Here is an 18,655-nt window from a genome sequence, read left to right as displayed (position 1 = left end):
CTCTACTGTCCTTTTAGGAACGAATAGAGCTCAAGCCATGTTTCCCTTCATGGTGATTTCGATGTCTGATTTTTCTTTAGCGAACGACTCGTTCGTACAACGCTTTTTCTACCCTATGACCAACGTAATTCAAAACTACGCATGGGGTAGCCCTTCTTCGTTTAGCCAACTGTTTGGTATTGATAACCAATCAGGTGAGCCACAAGCGGAGATCTGGATGGGCGCTCACCCTAATGGTTGTTCGATAGTCACTGACAATGGTCATCAAACCACGTTGTCGAACTTGATTTCTAAGAACCTAAACCTGTTTCTGAGCGAGAAAGTCGCGAGCCGTTTTGGTGAACTTCCGTATCTGTTTAAGGTGTTAGCGGCGGAGAAAGCGCTCTCTGTTCAAGTTCACCCGAACAAGCAGCAAGCCGAATCTGGCTATGCTCTAGAAGAGCAGCAAGGCATTCCGATGACAGCGGGCAACCGTAACTACAAGGATCCCAACCACAAGCCAGAACTGGTGTATGCCCTAACCGACTACACCGCGATGAATGGTTTTAGGTCGATCAGCGAGATCCTAGAGCACTTCCATTATCTCGACATTCCAGAGCTTCATTCGATGGTCAACGATCTCGCGGGCGATCAAACGCCTAATGGGTTAGCCAGCTTCTTCGCGAGCTTATTGTCTTTACAAGGAGAACAAAAAGGCATGGCGCTGACCATGTTGTTGATGAAGGCGAAACTTTCAGATGCCCCTGTGTTCCAGTTGATTTCAGAGTTGGAACAACAGTATCCGGGGGATGTCGGCCTGTTTGCTCCGCTGCTATTGAACGTTATCACGCTAAAGCCGGGGCAAGCCATGTATCTGGATGCCGAGACGCCCCACGCTTACATTAAAGGTACGGGCTTAGAAGTGATGGCGAATTCAGACAATGTACTCCGCGCAGGGTTGACGCCTAAGTACATGGATATCAATGAATTAGTCTCTTGTACTCAATTCAATGAAAAGCCTGCAGATAGGCTACTGCTCAGCCCTATTGAGCAAGGTGATGTGATGGAATACCAAATTCCAGTCGAGGATTTTAAGTTCTCTATCGTACAAAATTCGCAGCAACGACAGATCACAACCGAAGGCGCCGAGATCCTATTACCACTCGATGAACCCATGGTGCTAACTCATCAATGTGGTGAAACCTGCGTAATAGAGAAAGGCCAATCGGTGTTCATTCCAGCTTACGCAGAGAGCTACAAACTGGATTGCGTTGGACGCGTGGCGCGTGCTTACAGCTAGCTCTATCAAGTAAATCTAGCTCTCCCGAGTAGATACAAACACTGATAATGCCCTGCTTTGCGGGGCATTTTTCTTCCTACAGAAAGTTATTTCAACACCGAAGTACACCATTAAATATGACTCATCTCACACTGGATGAATGATGCAAATCACACTTAATTTTGCTTGGTACAAATGTACAATGAAGGGCTTTTATTTGCTATTTCGCGAATCGGGTTAATCCATTAATTTTAATTCAAGAACTTCAATAGTGAATGAGTTAATAAATGATCACACAGCTAACTAACGTCAACTTAATTAATAACAACCTTCAAGCGAATAATAAAAAAGAACTGTTTGAAGAATTGGCAAGCATGTTATTTGAGAACAACCGAATCAGTAATAAAGAAGCCTTCTTGGCAGACATCGAAATTCGTGAATCTCAAAGCATTACCTCGATGGACGGCATCGCTTACCCACACTCAAAAAGCAAGGCGGTCACTGAGCCGGCAATCGCTGTCGGTGTAAAGTGCGAAGGCATCGAATATGGCGATGAAGACGGCATTAATCCAACCGTATTTTTTATGATTGCTTCACCAGACAACGGTGCTGACCATCATATTTATGTATTACAAGAACTATTTGGAAAATTCAGCGATGAATTTATTCAATATATCCATAACGCAAAAGACGAACAACAGATCCTTAATATTTTAATTAATTCATAAGGCATAGAAAATTATGAGCACCCTAACAACTCAAGCTACGAATACTAATAATAAAAACAGTAGTAGCGACTTTAAAAAACTCCTTAGTACCATGAAAGGCCACCTGCTTTTCGGAACCTCACACATGCTGCCTTTCATCGTAGCCGGTGGTGTTCTGTTGGCGTTAGCGGTAATGGCATCAGGCAAAGGTGCCGTACCAGCAGACGGCTTGCTGGCAGACATCTCTAATATCGGTATCAAAGGCCTTGTTCTTTTCCCAATCATTCTTGGCGGCTTTATTGGTTACTCCATTGCAGATAAACCAGCACTAGCACCTGCAATGATCTCTTCTGGCATCATGGCTGACATGGGCGGCGGTTTCCTTGGCTGTATCGTGGCAGGCTTTATCGCCGGTGGCGTGGTGTTCCAACTTAAGAAGATCCCACTTTCTGCAAACATGACGGCACTAGGTGCGTACTTCATCTACCCGCTTCTAGGTACGTTAATCTCTGCAGGTATCGTACTGTGGGGCATCGGTGAGCCAATTAAACTGTTCATGTCTTCAATGAACGAGTTCCTAGCTTCAATGGCTGGTGCATCTAAGATGGTTCTGGGCACAATCCTTGGCGGTATGACGGCGTTTGATATGGGCGGCCCTATCAACAAAGTCGCGACCCTATTTGCCCAAACTCAAGTAGACACACAACCTTGGCTAATGGGCGGCGTTGGCATCGCGATTTGTACTCCACCTCTAGGTATGGCTCTGGCGACTTTCCTATTCAAAAACAAGTTCTCTAAACAAGAGCAAGAAGCAGGTAAAGCGGCAGCAATCATGGGCTCTATCGGTATCTCTGAAGGTGCTATCCCATTCGCAGCGAATGACCCAATGCGCGTTCTTCCTTCAATCGTTGCCGGTGGTATCGTGGGCTGTGTATTCGGCTTCATGACAGACGTTCTACTGCACGCACCGTGGGGCGGCCTAATCACTGCGCCAGTATCAAGCAACATTCCAATGTACGTCGTCGGTATTGCGCTTGGCTCGCTAACCACAGCCGTTATCGTAGGCTTCTGGAAACCGGTAGCGGTAGAAACAGAAGAAGACATGGTTGAAGCGCCAGTACAAGCTCAAGCCGCTCCTGCAGCAGGCGAAGGCGAGTACGACATCGTAGCTGTAACATGTTGCCCTTCTGGTGTTGCACACACCTTCATGGCGGCGAAAGCACTAGAAAAAGCAGGTGCGGCAGCGGGTCTGAAAATCAAAGTAGAAACTCAAGGTCAAAACGGTATTCAGAACCGCATCACCGACCTAGATGTGGCGAACGCGAAGCTGGTTATCTTGGCTCACGATATTCAAGTGAAAGACGCTCACCGCTTTGCTAACGCGAACGTGATTGAGTGTTCAACCAAGGAAGCAATGAAGAAAGCCGCGACTATGGTGGCTATCTAAAACCTAAGATTATTTAAAACCAAAGGTTATCTAAATAATCAATAAATTAGTGAATGTTCACTATTGATAAAGTAACTACCCCTAGTAACTAAAATCCCCATTCGTCTAGTCAACGAATGGGGATTTCTTTTTACAAAACAACTCGTAGGATCAACAGAATCAGCTCTTAGGATCGAGCGTCTCTTCGGTTTCTAAATCGAACAGGTGACATTGGCTGGTGTTGAAATGCAGCACCGTTTCTTCACCACTGTTTGCCGTGCGATCCGCATCAAAAGGCACGCGAGCCACCAGCTTATCTGCACCGAGTTTAAAGTAGAGATACAGCTCATTACCCATCGACTCAACCACATCAAGCCTGTGCGTTTGAGTATTCACTTCCGCCAGCGGCGCATCGTGATTAGCCAGTTGAATGTGCTCTGGACGAACACCAAACCATACCCACTCACCCATCTTTTCACGAGCGATAATCTGCTTGTCTTGTGGCAGTGTCCAACGAGTCCCACTTTCAGAGACCACGTTCATCACGCCATCAATCTCATCCAATCTCACCTTGAGAAGATTCATCGCTGGCGAACCAATAAAGCCTGCGACAAACTTGTTTGCTGGGTACTGATAAAGGTTCATTGGCGTATCGACTTGCATAATCTCACCTTGATTCAACACACAGATGCGATCGCCAAGGGTCATGGCTTCCACCTGATCGTGTGTCACATAGATCATGGTGGCGTTCTGCCCTTCTTGCTTCAGGTTATTGTGCAGCTGTGCAATGCTGACACGAGTCGAAACACGCAGCTTTGCATCCAAGTTAGACAAGGGCTCGTCAAACAAAAACACATCTGGCTTACGCACCATCGCACGGCCAAGCGCCACACGCTGCCTTTGACCACCCGACATTTCACCCGGCTTATTATTTAGCAGATGTTCAATATCCAGAGTCTTGGCTGCATCTTCAATTCGCTCATTGATTTCATGCTTTGGCAGCTTCTGTTGCTTCAGGCCAAAAGCCATGTTTTCGTACACCGACATGTGCGGATAAAGCGCGTAGTTCTGAAACACCATCGAGATACCACGATCTTTAGGTGGCAATTCGTTTACACGCTTATCGCCAATGTAGACATCACCTTCTGAGATATCTTCAAGGCCTGCGATCATGCGAAGTGTCGTGGATTTTGCGCAGCCAGACGGCCCAACAAACACCATGAACTCACCTTCGCGAATATTCAGATCGACACCGTGCACAGCCTTAAAACCATTTGGGTAGGTTTTTTCTACCCCTCTCAGTGTGACTTCAGCCATAACCTGTCCTTAAATCAATTCGTTAAATACTATCTTTGCAATCTGTCGTGGACGTTTTAGCCACGTTCTTGCAGTTGATTGAGCTCAAAATGGGCAACCGATGCGATAACCAGATCCGCTACTGGTTCTAATTCGCTGTGTTGAGCCGTACCCGTCAGCACACCAACATTGCTTGCGCCTGCATTGCGGCCAAATTCCATATCTGAAACCGTGTCACCAAACATGATCACTTCATGTGGCTCAATACCGCATTGCTCACAGAAGGCATTGAGTAGTGCCGGCGCTGGTTTAGGTTCGATATCGCCATCAGAATAACCAACATAATCGAACATCTCGCTCAAACCCGATTGCTCCAGTGTGTAGATGGTCGAGTCTTTGGTGTCTGCGGTCGCGATACCTAAAATCATGCCTTGCTGCTTAAACAGGTCAAGCTTTTCAGCCACACCCGGCAGGGCTTCAATCCAGCTTGGGTTCTCTTCCACTTCATCATTGAAAGCGGCTTTGGTCACCTTAGTGAATTCAGTGAGCGAGACATTCGGTTGCAGCATGTTGAACCACGCTGTTGCGGTATCTTCCACTGGATTTGAGGCTAATAGTCCATAGTTATCAACCACATCACCTTCAACACCGATGGCCAAGAGTAACTCAACAGGTGTGACAGTTTGATTACCTTGGTGTTGGTCACTGTAAGATTTCACACGCTCACAAGCACCACGAGAAACGTTAAGCCACATCTTGTGGAACTCTAACAATGTGCCGTCTTTATCAAATAACATCGCCTTAAACTTCATCACGGCTCATTCGCTCCATTAGTTCTCCCCAAGTACGCACTAGGGGTTGGTTAAATTCTGGTTGTTTGCCGTCGAATACGGCGTTGATGCAGCCTTCAAACTCACGTTCGTCAGATACGGGTTGAGGGCTGTTGATTAATGCAGAAGAAAGTTCTCCACGACGGATATCCACTCGACACCAACGGTAGCCTTCATCAATATGGATACTTTGTAGCTCATCACTCAAAACGATTCGGTCAATAATCTCGCCATCGACCACGCACTCAGCGTAGTAAGGGTTTTCTGAATCAGTAACTGCAATACGGTAACTAAGTGCCTGTCCTTGAGAGTCATTACCCGGTAGCAAGTCGCCTAAGTTGATGTCAAACTTCAGGCCACAGCGGCGCTCTAGGTAAACTTGCCCATTACGCAAACCAGACAAGATGCCTTCGCCGCTCAAACCATGGCTGTAAACGAAAGTTGATGGGTCACCGTAGATAGAAGGTTCATCCGATTTTGGATTGCGTTCATGGGGTTCAAGGTGTGAATCACTGCCGCCAATCGCCGTAATGCGTTGGCCACAATTCCACATGTCATTGAGAACCAATAACGCCTCTTCGGTCGCTTTTGGCGAGGTCGACCACGTTGGGTCGCAGGACACTTCAAACGTAGACACTTGGCTGAGATCCACTTGATCGTAATGCCAATGCCACGGCTTCATCATCGGGTGATTAATGCCAAGGGAACTGTGTCCACTTTTAGCTAAACTCAATCCCGCTTCCATGGTCGCTTGGCTGCTGTGTTCAACGTCTCTCAGGTCTAAAGACTTAACTGGGCCATGTACATTAAAGTGTCCGAGATCGGTTGTGACTTCTAACGCGGGTAAGAACAAACACTGTGTTGAAACGGGCAGCTTAGGCTGGCAAATGTTGTGCTCAGTGAAGAAGAAAAAATCGAGCCCTTGAGATTCAACAATATCTTTAGCCGCAGCCAAGGTATTGTGACCATCAGAAAGCTGAGTGTGAGCGTGTAAGTCGCCACGATACCAGCGAGAATCAGAACTCAGCATGTGGCTGTAATCGAACTCGATATCATGTTCACTTGTCACCGTTGGGTTCAGTTCTAGCTCAATATCGTTATTCACTAACTCATCAGAGCAAAGAACATCCACTTGATACTGCATCGCGCGCTCAGTGCGAAACTCACCTTCAAGGTTATAAAGTTCTAAGAACCACTCGCCCGGCGGGGTCACACCATCAATCGCGCCTAAGCCAGAGTTTTCCGGTTGGATAGTGAGTGACTTGTGCGCCTTTTCAAACAACACCTTGCCACGAAATGCTTGGTTGGCATCGTATGCCGCAGCGTATAAGAATCCTTTTTTCACCGTCGTACCAGTAATGGTTACGCAGTGAGAACCTGCTGGTACATCAAAGGGGATACGTACTCTGCCAAACGGCAGTTCACCTTGAAATTGGGTCATTGTCTTCACCAAATTCGTCCTAATTGAAGGACTGGGTCAAAAAGAGGCCCACCCGAGTAGATGGGCCTTTATGCATGCAAAGATAGTGTTAATCCACTTTGCAGATTAAGAACGATTCGCTCGGTCTAGTGCACGTTGCGCTTTCTTAGCCGCTTGTTTTAGCGCTTTGTCAGCAGGCACGTTTTGGATTTGAATCTGGTCTGCAGCCACCTTCAGCGCATCCATAATCTTACCGTTGGTAGGGTCAAGGAAATCTTTGGTCGCCGTGTTTGCTTGCTTCAACGGAATCAGAGCTTGTGGGTTGTCTTTGGTGAACGCTTGGTATTCTGGAACTTCAGAAACACTGTTGCGCACAGGGATGTAGCCCGTAAACATCGACCATGCTGCCGTGTTTTTCGCGTTGGTGTAGAACTCAACAAACTCAAATGCACCTTTCGCTGCTGCGTCATCTGTGCCTTTTGGCATTACGTAAACCAGCGCACCCGCTTGTGGCGCAGAAGGGTTTGAACCCCAACCCGGCTGTGTAGTTGCTGAAAGCTTAGTGAAGTCCAAGTCACCTTGGTCACCTGATGAACCGGTATAGCCCAATGCGTTGTCTTTCATCACGTCATCAATGGTTTTGTACCAGTATTCCCAGCCTTGACCGCCGTAGTGAATACGCATGATTTGATCGTCGTGGATCCACTTACGGAAACTGTCCCACACCTCAACCCATTCAGCTGAATCGATTAGCACTGTTTTGCCATCATCACTGATGATCTTCGCACCGTTAGAGAAAGCCGCGTCAATCATGTTGTCTTGGCCCCACATCGGCTCCCAGCCGTAAAAGGTCACGTTGCCTTTGTCATCACGTTGAGTAACTTTCTCCGCGACTTTAGCCACGCCTTGCCATGTGTTTAGGTCTTGCTCGGTAAAGCCGTTATCTGCCAATACCTGCTTGTTGTAGTAAAACACTTGAGTCGTACCGTAAGCAGGTAAGCCGATGATGGTGCCGTCGTCTGCCGTCACTTGGTCTTTAAACGCGCCAATGAAATCAGAGAAGTTGAACTCTTCATCCATGAACGGCGTTAGGTCACGGCTCAGACCACGCCCGTGCATCGCTTCCGCACGACCTGAATCTAATAGCACAAGTTCAGGTGCCGTTTTCGACGCTAAACCAGCTTGCAGCTTCTGGTAGGTTTCCGTGTAGTTACCTTGCAATGCAGGCTTCACCACATACTCATCTTGGCTCGCGTTGAACTCTTCGATGAGCTTAGTCATCATTTGCTGTGGCTTAGTACCACCGGAATACCAAAAGTTAACTTCGGTTGCCGCAAGAACACTGCTAGAGAACATCGACGCGCTTGCTGCGCCAGCACACACTAGTGCGAGAGTTTTTAGTTTCATTTCCGTTTACTCTTTTACGCCGTTATCGGCGATACCTGAAAGAATCGTCTTTTGACAAATGACGAATAGAATTAACAAAGGCAATACTGCAATGGTGCTCGCCGCCATAATTTGCGACCAGTTCAACCCATAGTTACCTTCGGCAATAAAGTAGTGACGAATACCAGTAGCGATCAGATTTAAATCCTGAGTCGTAATCACCAGGCTTGGCCACATGTAGCTGTTGTAATTGGTAATAAAAGTGATGAGGAACAGTGTTGCGACTGCTGCTCGGCATTGCGGTAAGATGATTGCCCATAAGATCTTGAGCTCACCTGCACCATCAATTCGTGCCGCTTCAATCAGCGACGGATGCACCTTGATAAACACTTGGCGTAGATAAAACACACCGAAAACCGACGCCGCGTTCGACGCAACTAAGCCCATGTGTGAATCCAACAAACCCAGTTTTGCCAAAGTGATGTAAGACGGAATGTAAGTCACTGCACCCGGCAGCATGTAACAGCCCATCACGATGAAATAGAGCACGGTCTTCGAGCGAAACTTCAGCTGAGTCAGCGCGTATGCAAACATCGCGGAATTCACAATCACCAACAGAGTCGTGAACAAAGCCACGCTAAAGCTGTTGAAGATGTACAAGCCAAACGGCGCGCTGTGGAAGGTTTCGACAAAGGTCTCCCAGCGAAACTGCTCTGGAATCAAGTCCAGTGGGTTAGCAAAGATCTCATCATTGGTTTTCAGAGAACCAGACAACATCCATAAGAACGGGAACACCATAATGGTTCCGCAGGTTGCCAAGAACAGGTGCTTAGCCAGTGCGATAAACGAACGGCGATCCACTGAGCTTCTCTTTGACGCAATCTCTGATTTGGCCGCTTTCGTTTGGGTTGTGACTTTAGATTCAGCCGCTCTTTGATTTAAGACTTGATTGGCATCCAATACTTGCGTGGTCATAATTCTGTCCTTTCAAAAATCGACTAGTAGTACACCCAGCGCTTGCCGATGTAAGTATTAATAAGTGCCAACAATCCAGTAATCAGGAATATCACTAACGATGTTGCGGCCGCAGGTCCCATTTCGTAACGCTCAAACGCTTGTTGGTAGAACAAGTACAACAAGGTACGAGTCTCACCGCCCGGCCCGCCTTGCGTTAGGATCTGGAACTGATCGAACGCCTGCATTGCCGTGATAATGTTGACCACTACTAAGAAGAATGTGGTTGGTGAAATCAGCGGCAACGTTATCTTCAAAAATCGCGTTAAGCTGCTGCAACCATCGATCAAAGAGGCCTCATACAGGGACTCTGGAATCTTGTTGAGCGCACTGATGTAAAACAGCATCGTCCAACCAATCGCCTGCCAAACCGTCACGATAATCACCGCAATCAAGGCTGTGTTTCCGTTCTCTAACCATGGAATTGCGCTAAACCCTGCCGACTCTAATAAGTGGTTGGCCAAGCCTGACTTCGTCTCGAACACCCAAGACCACACAATCGACACCGCGACCGTTGGCGTGATCCAAGGAGAGAAGATCACCGCACGATAGAACTGGCTGCCCTTGAAGTTTTTGTGCAACAACATCGCAAACACAAGCCCAAGAATGATGGTTGGAATCACCACTCCGACAGAGAACCAAAACGTGTTGAGTACTGCTTGAATGAACTCATAGTCCTCAACCATGTACTCGTAATTTTCTAAACCGATGAACGAATAATCTGGCGAGATGTAATCCCAATCGGTGAAGCTGATATAAATTGAGTAACCAAATGGTACGAGCCAAAAAGTAAACAGTGGCACCAACAACGGTGCGGTAAATAACAGTACCTTTAAGCGGTTTTTCATTGGTTGTGAGAAAGCACTCATGGTGACCTCGTCCTTATTTGTATGCGGTTAAATTAAGGGGTTTGTGTGACAGGTTAGTAAGAGCGCCCTTCATTTTTTTTATGGCTACCCATTAGAAAATCTTTCTTCCAGTTCACCGTCTTCCATCTGGTGATAAAGCCAATCACAAAAGAAATTCACCTTGGCACTGCGTCGGTGTTTAGTAATCAAATAGTGGGCAGATTCAGCAGGCATTGAGGATTCGTTTGCCAACACAAGGTCTTCTTTCTTGAGCAATTCAGACACCGCGAGCGAACGCACCAGCAACATTCCAATACCGTGCTTAACCGCTTCTAAGGCATGTAAAGAGTTACTCACTTCGAGCAGAACCTTAGGTAATGTCATCTCGAATTGGTTATGGCCGAGCCATTGCAACCAATTCTCTCGGTAGCCTTTCACCTGAACCGTCGGCAGAGCAACAAAGTCATGCTTGCTGAGTAATTCTTGATGCTCGGATTTGAATTGAGGGCTGCAAACTAACTGCCAATGTTCTTGAAACAGTCGCTCGCTATGGGTGTCTTCGCTTTCGACCTTGCCGTTGGTCAGCTCGATATCGACATTCTGACAAGGGTTGGTTGATGGCCAGTCCACCAGCTGAATATCGAGCCTGATAAAAGGGTATTTCTTATAGAAGGCTGGCAGTCGAGGTAACAGCCAGTTATGACAAAAGGTGTGATTAACGCGCAGGCTCAACACGTCGGTTTCTTTTTCCCCGAAGAGGATTTGAGTCTGTAATTTCAGGTGTGCTAATGAACCCGCAACAATCGGTTGATAGTGCTGGGCAGCTGACGTCAGCTTTACGCCTTTGGAGCTTCGCTCAAACAATGTGGTATCGAGAAAGGTTTCTAAACTTTTAAGCTGCTGACTCACCGCAGCTTGGGTAACACAAAGCTCGCGCGCAGCAGCGCCAATAGAACCGAGGCGGGCAACAGCTTCGAACGCAACAAGGGCACGTAGAGGGGGTAACATGGCTTCACCTGATTGAAATAAAAGTGAAAAATACTTCAATCAGGTTTCAGTTTTTTGCGCTTACCGTTACAGATTAATGACGAAGGGACGTTGATCAGATATTTATGATCAACGTCCCTTTTCTTTATTTCATGTTCTTAGCGGTGTGTCGCCGCGTGAATCAAACGCAATTACTCTTTGATGTAGAGATCCTTAGAATAGATACGCCCTTCTACATTGTTCTTCGCAAAACCACCAACACTTGGTCGTACTAGACGAGCCTGCATGTAGTAGTAAATTGGTGCGATCGGCATATCTTCTGCCAACAACTGTTCTGCTTGATCATAGAAACCTTGGCGATCTTGTTCACTGGTTGCAGCTAAGGCGCTGTCCATTGCTGCGTCGTACTTGTCGTTATTGTAACGAGCAAAGTTACCCGAAGAACCAGAGCGCAATAGGCTCAAGAAGGTTGATGCTTCGTTATAGTCACCACACCAAGAGGCGCGCATTACATCGAAATCACCTTGGCGACGTGACACCAAGTAAGACTTCCACTCTTGGTTTTCAAGCTCAACTTGTGCACCTAAGTTGCCTTTCAGCATTGATGCAATCGCCACTGCTATGGACTTGTTCGATTCACTGGTGTTGTAAAGCAGTTTGAAGTCCAACGGATTAGACGCATCGTAGCCCGCTTCTTTCAGTAGCTCTTTTGCTTTTTGATCACGCTCCTTCTGAGTCCAAGTACTGTATTCAGGTTGTGTCGCATCAAAACCAGCCGTGTACTCATGAGCAAAGGTATAAGCCGGTAAGTTGCCCACCTGAGTCACACCATTGGTGATAACGTCACGCATCATAGAATAAGAGACAGCTTTACGTACTCGCGCATCATCAAAAGGTGGTCGCGTAGTATTGAATGCGTAGTAGTAAGTACACAACAGAGGCACTGTGGTAAACGCATCTTGATATTTGCTTTTAAGCTGCTGCGCCATGTGTGTAGGCACGTCCGAAGTAATATCGACCTCGCCCACCGCATAACGGTTAATCGAGGCATTCTGATTCTCAAACGGAATATAAGTTACTTCGGTTAAGTGGGTATCTGAACTGTCCCAGTACGTCGGGTTCTTCTTAAGCTCAATGCGCTCGTTCACCACCCACTCATCTAGTACGAATGCACCATTACCAACAAATTGCTTAGGATCGCTCCACGGCTTGTCACTACTTTCTAGGGTTGCTTTGTGCACTGGCATCATGGATGTGTGGCCTGTCATCGCCACAAAGTAAGGCACTTTACTATCGAGTTCGAATTTCACCGTGTGTTTATCGACTGCAGAGATACCTAACTCTTCAACGGGCTTTTTGCCTTCGGCTACGTCAGCAATGTTGTTGATTTGAGTAAGCTTGAGATACCAAACATTCGGCGATGCCGTTTTAGGATCGACCGCGCGTCTTATCGCATACACGAAATCATCGGCCGTCACTGGATCGCCATTCGACCATTTCGCGTCTTTACGTAGGTGGAATACAAACGTCTGGTTGTCTTCGGTTTCCCAAGACTGTGCAACACCTGGGGTGATATTGCCATCGCGATCTTGAATCACTAAACCTTCAAATAGGTCACGTAGAATGTGCATTTCTGGCAGGCCTTCTGCTTTCGCAGGGTCAAGCGTCGCCGCTTCTGCATCGTTAGCACGAACTAAATGTTGTTCTTTCGCCAGAGAAGTTCCCGCAGGCAATGTGTCAGCAACGGCAGTTACTGAGATAAAAGGGGTCAATAGAGATGAAATGAGTAAAGCCGTTGAATGTTTCTTAAAATCCATATGTTTTTGCTCTCCTAGCCTATCTTTGAAGCAAGTAATAAAATTAACAATGCGACTGTTGACGAGTTTTGACGCTATGGTTTATTTAATAGAGGTCATCTAAATAGTAGTGACTATTTGATAGTACTTGATCAATCAGGAGATTAAGGTGAGTTTAATTCCAAGAACGGAAAGAGCTGCATTTTCAATAAAGCCGCTGTCATATGGAAATTCGGTATTGGGCGCACCCTTGCTCTATTTCCCCGCGCAAGTAGAAAGCGAGTCTCGCGGGCTGATTTTAGCAGGCACACACGGTGATGAAACGGCTTCTATCGCAGGTTTATCTTGCGCGCTAAGATGTTTGCCTGCCGCCAACTTACGACACGATGTAATCCTGTCGATGAACCCGGACGGCAATCAATTGGGTACTCGTGCCAACGCTAACCAAGTCGATCTAAACCGCGCCTTTCCGACTCAGAACTGGACAGAAAACGGGACCGTCTATCGCTGGAGTTCTCACACACCAGTCAGAGATGTAAAAGTAAAAACGGGACAAGCCGATCTGCTTGAACCGGAAGTGCAGTCGCTCATTAACCTCATTGAGCAACGCCAACCCAAGTTCGTCATCTCTTTCCACGAACCACTCGCTATGGTCGACGACCCAACCCAATCGGAACTCGCCACTTGGCTAGGCAAGCAGTTCAACCTACCACTCGTGGAAGACGTGGATTACGAAACCCCAGGCTCATTCGGTACATGGTGCCAAGAAAGAAACTTACCGTGTATTACCGTAGAACTGCCGCCCGTTTCTGCGGATTTAACTATCGAGCAATATTTGGATGCGTTTGTGGCTGTGTTGGGGTGTGAGGGAAGTTAGCGCAACTCATTTTTGGACAAAAGCTTGCCAGTGTTTTTTCTAAATTAGAAAACCATCAATAACTACAGGTATGGCAAATTTACTTGTGAAGTGCTAGTGCGGTGAGTAGCATCGCGCTAGCAAAAGTATTGGGTTAGGTGCGCACTAAGTGCCGTTATGGTAAATCACCATCAGAAAGATGTCCCATATTAGTACAAGGTGCTACACGCAAAACCTTCGTTAAACATCTGTTTTTATTTGTATATTTTGCTCTTTCAATTTTTGAACGAATGGAGCAAATTTTGTGTTAACTACTGCGCCCGAGTTAGCTGAACCAAACGAAGATACCGAATAAGTATCTATTTGGATGACTTTCATTTTTACATCTTTGCCTTGAGAGCAGGGCGGGATCGCACTTTGTTAACAAATATGATCTAATAGCGTCAAACCCTTAGCTAGACAGCCATTTTGAACTTAATTGAGCACCTATCCGTCATCGAAGATACTCGTTCTGACATTAACCAAAAACATGACCTTATTGACGTTATGTTCCTCGTTATTAGTGCTATTGCATCTGGGTGCGAAGGATGGCAAGACATTGAATTTTATGGGGAAGAGAAGTTAAGCTGGTTAAGAAAGTACAGGCCATTCAAACATGGAATCCCCCGACGACACACAATAGCACGCATATTACGCTCAGTTGTTGCGGAGTCATTGCTTGAAGCGTTGGCCTTGTGGATAAACGAACAAAGAGCCAACCAAAATAAACCCATAATCGCATTCGACGGAAAAGTCCTGCGTGGCTCTTATCGAAATGACAGGAAAACAGCGTTGCAGTTGGTCACGGCATATGACACTGAGCGTGGCCTTGTTCTGAGCCAAAAACCGACGGAAAACAAGAATGGCGAGATCAGTGTTGTGCGCCAAATGCTTGATGTTATAAATGTAAAAGGCAGTGTGGTCACGATTGATGCGCTGCATTGCCAGCGCGAAACCCTAGAGAAGATAAAAGAAAAGAAAGCGCATGTTGTTGAACAGTTTCAGGCTATCTTCGATGCTAGGAAAGAGAAAATAGTCACTGAAATCAAAGAGACACATCATGGTCGTAACGAAGAGCGATACGTTTTTCAACTTAAGGCTAAGTTGCCCGAAGAACTAGCAAAGAAATGGCCGACGGTAAGAAGCATTATAGCAGTGGAACGCCACCGAGTGATAAACGGGAAAGGCACCGTAGATACGTCATACTACATAAGTTCCATGTCGCCGAATCACAAATTACTTGGTCATTATATTCGTCAACACTGGCGAATTGAAAACAGCCAACACTACGTATTAGATGTTGTTTTTAAAGAGGATAGCTCTCGAATCACTTTGGATGGTGCCGTTGAGAACATAGCGTTGTTCAGACGCTTTGTAATGAACATGCTTAAGCAATGTGATTGCGGTGCGCCAAGTCAAAAGGTGAAGTTGAAAAAAGCGGGATGGAACGACGATTATCGGGCTAGAGTCTTCTTTGGGTTATAAATCCATCAAAGTATGCTCCCGCCCTGGCCTTGAGAGACCTTCACAAAATCGGAGAGTGGCATTACAAGTCTACGAGTTGACCAATCACCATACTTAGTTAATTTGCTGGCCTCTTTTACATTTTCGATGATTTGACCATCAACATTAAATGCAACTCCCATGACATTTGTAATGCCACTCACACCGACTTCAAGAAAGACCACATTGGGAAATTTTTGATTCCATTGAAAACCTAAAGTGTGCCATCCTTCAGATAAGCTAGAGGAGGCGCTAACAGGGGGCTGCTCAATACGAAGTGAACCATCAAATTGATCCTGATGGATAGACACAGAAGGTGTCATTTTGTCATTGAAACCTGCACATCCAGAAATCAAAGAAAATACAATTGCGAAAAAAGCTATCTTACTACTCATCTCTCATCTTTATTATAAATCATTGATATTATTATTAAATATAGCTCAATATCGATTCTAGTTTTTTCTTTGCTAATCCCTCAGCTAAATCTTTACTGACTTTAGCGATAGTAGAAAAACTAGCTTCTTTGAAATCACTTTTGATTGAATTCCAAACACTTTCGTCACGAAGGTTGTCGATGAACTCGTGACCATCCCAAGTTAGCTTATAAATACGAACGAATGGTGGTTCAATTCCTCCTAACTCTTTACTTATCGAACCCTCGACTAGCCCTTTCTCAACAAGTAGAGCCTCATGATATCGAACCACACCACCATCATACTTATCGAGTTTATAGTCATTCGGACTTTCTTCTATCGCGAGTAATAAGCTGCGAATTAATTCCATATCTCGCTTCAAAGTAACTCTCCAGTAATCAAATAAGCGCATATTGTAATGCATTGACACATCAACATAAAGTCGGTGTTCATTATTCCTATTATGTTCAATCGGCGTGACTCCGTAACGAAGAACGGCTCCCAATTGGGAGCCGTTCTTGTGTCTAAATCTGGGTTCGCACACCAGTACAATGTTCAATACTATTCTACTGACATATTCATGTTTTGTTTGTTTTTGGTTTCTGCAAAATTCACAACGACACCATTTTCTAACAAGATATCAATCGTGTGCGTTGTGATATCGGATGTTGTTTTCATTGTAAAAGCTTGGGATGAAGCACTACCTCCAGTATAAGAATACACCCACTTTTCACCAGTTTCGCTGATTACTGTTTTTATAGACGGTTCACCAAAAATTCTGATTAGATCATTCTTAGTTGTCACCTTTTTCTCTATTTGAGAAACCTGTTCTTCAGTAAACTTTGTTCCATAATCTGCATATTTCGGAGCATTCCGCTCAGTCATTTCGGGATTATCCGATCACCCATTTCGGTTTAAACCGATCACTGATTCCGCGATTATCCGATCACTTAGAGTAAAAATAAGAAGAGAGAAAAAAGGTAGGATCTGGTGATCGGAATAAACCGAAACAGGCGATCGCAATCACCGAAATACGCAGCTATCTGGGTGTGGTTTGTGTGGTGTAATGCGCTCTACGTCGATTTTAGAGCCTCTAGCATTGATTTTTAATAGCTAAGTAGCGCATTTAACATAAGGGGCATTTCACGCACTTATTCCCACTGCTTTGTTGATGCCTGATCGAGCATTTTGAGATGACCTATTGCCATTGCTGAGGATGAGAAATATTTTACCGCTCTTTCTCTCATTTTTTTCTTATTTAGCTGATGGGTAAGTGACATCGCTTTGATAAATTCGTCTTCATTCTCACACAGAAACCCTGTTTCACCATGTACTATCAATTCACTCATTGCCCCCCTGTTGTATGCTATTACAGGTGTTCCTGATAGCATTGCTTCAATAATTGTTAGCCCAAAAGGTTCTTCCCAAGATATTGGAACAAGTAATGCTTTTGCGTTTCTTAACAAGTCTTTTTTAAAATCACCATTCACAAATCCAACTGGTGTAATTAATGGATGCCATTTAAACCATGTTTCTGGTGAGCCTAGTCGGTGTCCGCCAGCCACAATCAAATTTGATTTTGTTTTCTTTGCTACTTTTATTGCTGTCTGTATTCCTTTTTTACTTCTTTTTACTTTGGCTAAAAAAAGAAAATATCCTTTTTTTTGTTCGTTATATTCAAATTCTGATTCTGGGATTCCATTATAGATGTAATTAAAATTAATTTTATTTTTATTATATTTAGACTGAGATGCGTGGCTTTTTGATACAAACACAGTATTACACTGAATTCCATCTCCTGCGTGGCAGATAGATATAAAGTTTTTATATCTATCTCGTAACTTAAATATTATTTCCGTGGATAATCCTCCATGATATTCTATGTCTGTAATATCTTTTGGGATTAATGTTGAAAGTTTTTGTAAATTACATTTCGCTTCATCTGTCAATGTAATGTGAGTATATTGTTTTGTTGAGTAACCTTCTGGAGACAATACATATATTTTAAATCCCATATTGGATTGTTCTTTTGCTAACCAATCAACCAATCGGTTTGCACCACCACTATTTTTATTTGGTGGTAATGGCTGGGAGTGTATGTGAAGAATACATCTAGTCATGCTTTTTATCCTCTAACGAAAATAGAAGTCTATCACGTTCATTTTTTAAATAAGAATCCAACATTAATAGGATCTTTTGTTTGTACTCGTCATTTTTTGACATCCTATCTAATACCATCGTCCCTAAAAGAATCTTTCGTCTTGTGTCATTCTTTCTGTTTTGAGCTTTAACTCGTTGTGCCTCTTTTTGTATCTGCTCTTTCAGTTGCTCTTGTTTTCGCTTTAGCTTTTCTAGTTTTGTTGTCATGGTCAAATCCTGTTGTTGATACTTGGGTATTTTACCATCACAATGCTGTGAAAACACATTTCTGATTATGAGGAAATGCGCACTTATACATCGTACCGATGTGTGCGAAATCACTTCGTGATTATCCGATCACCCATTTCGGTTTAAACCGATCACTGATTCCGCGATTCTCCGATCACTTAGAGTAAAAATAAGAAGAGAGAAAAAAGGTAGGATCCGGTGATCGGAATAAACCGAAACAGGCGATCGCAATCACCGAAATACGCACATAATCAACATTGGATGTATACACACAAGCTGACAACATCGAGGTTGCTAAGAGTAAAAATATCACTCTGAATTTTGCCATTTTTTTCATATCAGACCTAAAAACGCTAAAAAATTAAGGCATAGATAATAACAAAGTTAGTGCATAAACTAGGTGTTCATTATTCCTATTATGGTAAATGTGCGCGTTTGCTATCAGAAACAGCCCTCAGACCACCTCAAACGCTCTTAGCGAAGATTTT

Annotated in this window: 18 protein-coding genes; 5 read left to right on the top strand and 13 right to left on the bottom strand. The window is 44.8% G+C overall.

The window, feature by feature from the left end; genetic code table 11:
* Window positions 1-61 precede the first annotated feature (61 nt).
* The 3 genes from manA to AB6E54_RS17320 all read left to right on the top strand — a co-directional run bounded on the left by manA (window position 62) and on the right by AB6E54_RS17320 (window position 3,412).
* Window positions 62-1,279, top strand: a complete 1,218-nt coding sequence (gene manA / locus AB6E54_RS17330; protein WP_102332342.1) for a mannose-6-phosphate isomerase, class I — start codon at window positions 62-64, stop codon at window positions 1,277-1,279.
* Between the two features lie 266 nt (window positions 1,280-1,545).
* Window positions 1,546-1,986, top strand: coding sequence for a PTS sugar transporter subunit IIA (locus AB6E54_RS17325; protein WP_102332226.1), 441 nt, complete (start codon window positions 1,546-1,548; stop codon window positions 1,984-1,986).
* Between the two features lie 13 nt (window positions 1,987-1,999).
* On the top strand, window positions 2,000-3,412 hold the full coding sequence (locus AB6E54_RS17320; RefSeq protein WP_102320881.1) for a fructose-specific PTS transporter subunit EIIC: 1,413 nt from the start codon (window positions 2,000-2,002) through the stop codon (window positions 3,410-3,412).
* Between the two features lie 159 nt (window positions 3,413-3,571).
* Here the strand turns inward: AB6E54_RS17320 and AB6E54_RS17315 are convergent, their stop codons facing one another.
* The 8 genes from AB6E54_RS17315 to AB6E54_RS17280 all read right to left on the bottom strand — a co-directional run bounded on the left by AB6E54_RS17315 (window position 3,572) and on the right by AB6E54_RS17280 (window position 12,989).
* Window positions 3,572-4,708: an ABC transporter ATP-binding protein gene (locus AB6E54_RS17315; protein WP_017064948.1), complete on the bottom strand. Its 1,137-nt coding sequence runs from the start codon at window positions 4,706-4,708 to the stop codon at window positions 3,572-3,574.
* Between the two features lie 56 nt (window positions 4,709-4,764).
* Window positions 4,765-5,499: an HAD family hydrolase gene (locus AB6E54_RS17310; RefSeq protein ID WP_102332227.1), complete on the bottom strand. Its 735-nt coding sequence runs from the start codon at window positions 5,497-5,499 to the stop codon at window positions 4,765-4,767.
* Window positions 5,489-6,958 carry a CehA/McbA family metallohydrolase gene (locus AB6E54_RS17305; protein WP_102332228.1) on the bottom strand — a complete coding sequence of 490 codons (1,470 nt, stop codon included), beginning with the start codon at window positions 6,956-6,958 and terminating at the stop codon, window positions 5,489-5,491. Before AB6E54_RS17305 ends, AB6E54_RS17310 begins: the two co-directional genes overlap by 11 nt.
* Before the next feature lie 105 nt (window positions 6,959-7,063).
* Window positions 7,064-8,344: an extracellular solute-binding protein gene (locus tag AB6E54_RS17300; protein WP_065584077.1), complete on the bottom strand. Its 1,281-nt coding sequence runs from the start codon at window positions 8,342-8,344 to the stop codon at window positions 7,064-7,066.
* A gap of 6 nt (window positions 8,345-8,350) precedes the next feature.
* Entirely contained in the window at window positions 8,351-9,298 is a 948-nt protein-coding gene (locus AB6E54_RS17295; protein WP_102428702.1) for a carbohydrate ABC transporter permease, read from the bottom strand.
* A gap of 23 nt (window positions 9,299-9,321) precedes the next feature.
* On the bottom strand, window positions 9,322-10,206 hold the full coding sequence (locus AB6E54_RS17290; protein ID WP_017074494.1) for a carbohydrate ABC transporter permease: 885 nt from the start codon (window positions 10,204-10,206) through the stop codon (window positions 9,322-9,324).
* Between the two features lie 84 nt (window positions 10,207-10,290).
* Window positions 10,291-11,193, bottom strand: a complete 903-nt coding sequence (locus AB6E54_RS17285) for a LysR substrate-binding domain-containing protein (protein WP_372106776.1) — start codon at window positions 11,191-11,193, stop codon at window positions 10,291-10,293.
* Window positions 11,194-11,363: 170 nt separating this feature from the next.
* Window positions 11,364-12,989 (bottom strand): ABC transporter substrate-binding protein, encoded by a 1,626-nt coding sequence (locus AB6E54_RS17280; protein ID WP_102320879.1) that lies wholly within the window; start codon window positions 12,987-12,989, stop codon window positions 11,364-11,366.
* A 148-nt stretch (window positions 12,990-13,137) separates the two neighbouring features.
* Between AB6E54_RS17280 and mpaA the strand changes: the two genes are divergently transcribed.
* Both mpaA and AB6E54_RS17270 read left to right on the top strand, forming a co-directional pair.
* The gene (mpaA, locus tag AB6E54_RS17275) at window positions 13,138-13,845 is read left to right on the top strand and encodes a murein tripeptide amidase MpaA (protein ID WP_372102130.1); all 708 of its coding nucleotides are present in this window, start codon (window positions 13,138-13,140) and stop codon (window positions 13,843-13,845) included.
* Between the two features lie 447 nt (window positions 13,846-14,292).
* On the top strand, window positions 14,293-15,348 hold the full coding sequence (locus AB6E54_RS17270) for an ISAs1 family transposase (protein ID WP_372106775.1): 1,056 nt from the start codon (window positions 14,293-14,295) through the stop codon (window positions 15,346-15,348).
* Between the two features lie 5 nt (window positions 15,349-15,353).
* Here AB6E54_RS17270 and AB6E54_RS17265 read toward each other — a convergent pair whose 3' ends face one another.
* The 5 genes from AB6E54_RS17265 to AB6E54_RS17245 form a co-directional block, all read right to left on the bottom strand.
* Window positions 15,354-15,761 (bottom strand): hypothetical protein, encoded by a 408-nt coding sequence (locus tag AB6E54_RS17265; RefSeq protein ID WP_372106773.1) that lies wholly within the window; start codon window positions 15,759-15,761, stop codon window positions 15,354-15,356.
* Between the two features lie 34 nt (window positions 15,762-15,795).
* Window positions 15,796-16,149, bottom strand: a complete 354-nt coding sequence (locus AB6E54_RS17260; protein WP_157938691.1) for a DUF2513 domain-containing protein — start codon at window positions 16,147-16,149, stop codon at window positions 15,796-15,798.
* 191 nt (window positions 16,150-16,340) lie between these two features.
* A complete protein-coding gene (locus tag AB6E54_RS17255) occupies window positions 16,341-16,664 on the bottom strand; it encodes a hypothetical protein (protein ID WP_240799474.1) in 324 nt (107 codons plus the stop codon).
* Between the two features lie 266 nt (window positions 16,665-16,930).
* Entirely contained in the window at window positions 16,931-17,899 is a 969-nt protein-coding gene (locus tag AB6E54_RS17250) for a glycosyltransferase (protein ID WP_372106772.1), read from the bottom strand.
* Window positions 17,892-18,146, bottom strand: coding sequence for a hypothetical protein (locus AB6E54_RS17245; RefSeq protein WP_017065030.1), 255 nt, complete (start codon window positions 18,144-18,146; stop codon window positions 17,892-17,894). The genes AB6E54_RS17250 and AB6E54_RS17245 overlap by 8 nt, the downstream gene beginning before the upstream one ends.
* Window positions 18,147-18,655: the final 509 nt, after the last annotated feature.

This window comes from Vibrio sp. 10N.247.311.49, assembly GCF_041467655.1.
GTDB lineage: Bacteria > Pseudomonadota > Gammaproteobacteria > Enterobacterales > Vibrionaceae > Vibrio > Vibrio crassostreae_C.
The sequence above is the reverse complement of the archived record's forward strand: the minus strand, read 5'-3'. Positions and strand labels throughout refer to the sequence as shown.

What these genes read in the sequence shown, in the direction of transcription:
- manA (WP_102332342.1), top strand. Translation starts at nt 62, where the DNA reads ATGTCTGATTTTTCTTTAGCGAACGACTCGTTCGTACAACGCTTTTTC.
- AB6E54_RS17325 (WP_102332226.1), top strand. Translation starts at nt 1,546, where the DNA reads ATGATCACACAGCTAACTAACGTCAACTTAATTAATAACAACCTTCAA.
- AB6E54_RS17320 (WP_102320881.1), top strand. Translation starts at nt 2,000, where the DNA reads ATGAGCACCCTAACAACTCAAGCTACGAATACTAATAATAAAAACAGT.
- AB6E54_RS17315 (WP_017064948.1), bottom strand. Translation starts at nt 4,708, where the DNA reads ATGGCTGAAGTCACACTGAGAGGGGTAGAAAAAACCTACCCAAATGGT.
- AB6E54_RS17310 (WP_102332227.1), bottom strand. Translation starts at nt 5,499, where the DNA reads ATGAAGTTTAAGGCGATGTTATTTGATAAAGACGGCACATTGTTAGAG.
- AB6E54_RS17305 (WP_102332228.1), bottom strand. Translation starts at nt 6,958, where the DNA reads ATGACCCAATTTCAAGGTGAACTGCCGTTTGGCAGAGTACGTATCCCC.
- AB6E54_RS17300 (WP_065584077.1), bottom strand. Translation starts at nt 8,344, where the DNA reads ATGAAACTAAAAACTCTCGCACTAGTGTGTGCTGGCGCAGCAAGCGCG.
- AB6E54_RS17295 (WP_102428702.1), bottom strand. Translation starts at nt 9,298, where the DNA reads ATGACCACGCAAGTATTGGATGCCAATCAAGTCTTAAATCAAAGAGCG.
- AB6E54_RS17290 (WP_017074494.1), bottom strand. Translation starts at nt 10,206, where the DNA reads ATGAGTGCTTTCTCACAACCAATGAAAAACCGCTTAAAGGTACTGTTA.
- AB6E54_RS17285 (WP_372106776.1), bottom strand. Translation starts at nt 11,193, where the DNA reads ATGTTACCCCCTCTACGTGCCCTTGTTGCGTTCGAAGCTGTTGCCCGC.
- AB6E54_RS17280 (WP_102320879.1), bottom strand. Translation starts at nt 12,989, where the DNA reads ATGGATTTTAAGAAACATTCAACGGCTTTACTCATTTCATCTCTATTG.
- AB6E54_RS17265 (WP_372106773.1), bottom strand. Translation starts at nt 15,761, where the DNA reads ATGAGTAGTAAGATAGCTTTTTTCGCAATTGTATTTTCTTTGATTTCT.
- AB6E54_RS17260 (WP_157938691.1), bottom strand. Translation starts at nt 16,149, where the DNA reads ATGGAATTAATTCGCAGCTTATTACTCGCGATAGAAGAAAGTCCGAAT.
- AB6E54_RS17255 (WP_240799474.1), bottom strand. Translation starts at nt 16,664, where the DNA reads ATGACTGAGCGGAATGCTCCGAAATATGCAGATTATGGAACAAAGTTT.
- AB6E54_RS17250 (WP_372106772.1), bottom strand. Translation starts at nt 17,899, where the DNA reads ATGACTAGATGTATTCTTCACATACACTCCCAGCCATTACCACCAAAT.
- AB6E54_RS17245 (WP_017065030.1), bottom strand. Translation starts at nt 18,146, where the DNA reads ATGACAACAAAACTAGAAAAGCTAAAGCGAAAACAAGAGCAACTGAAA.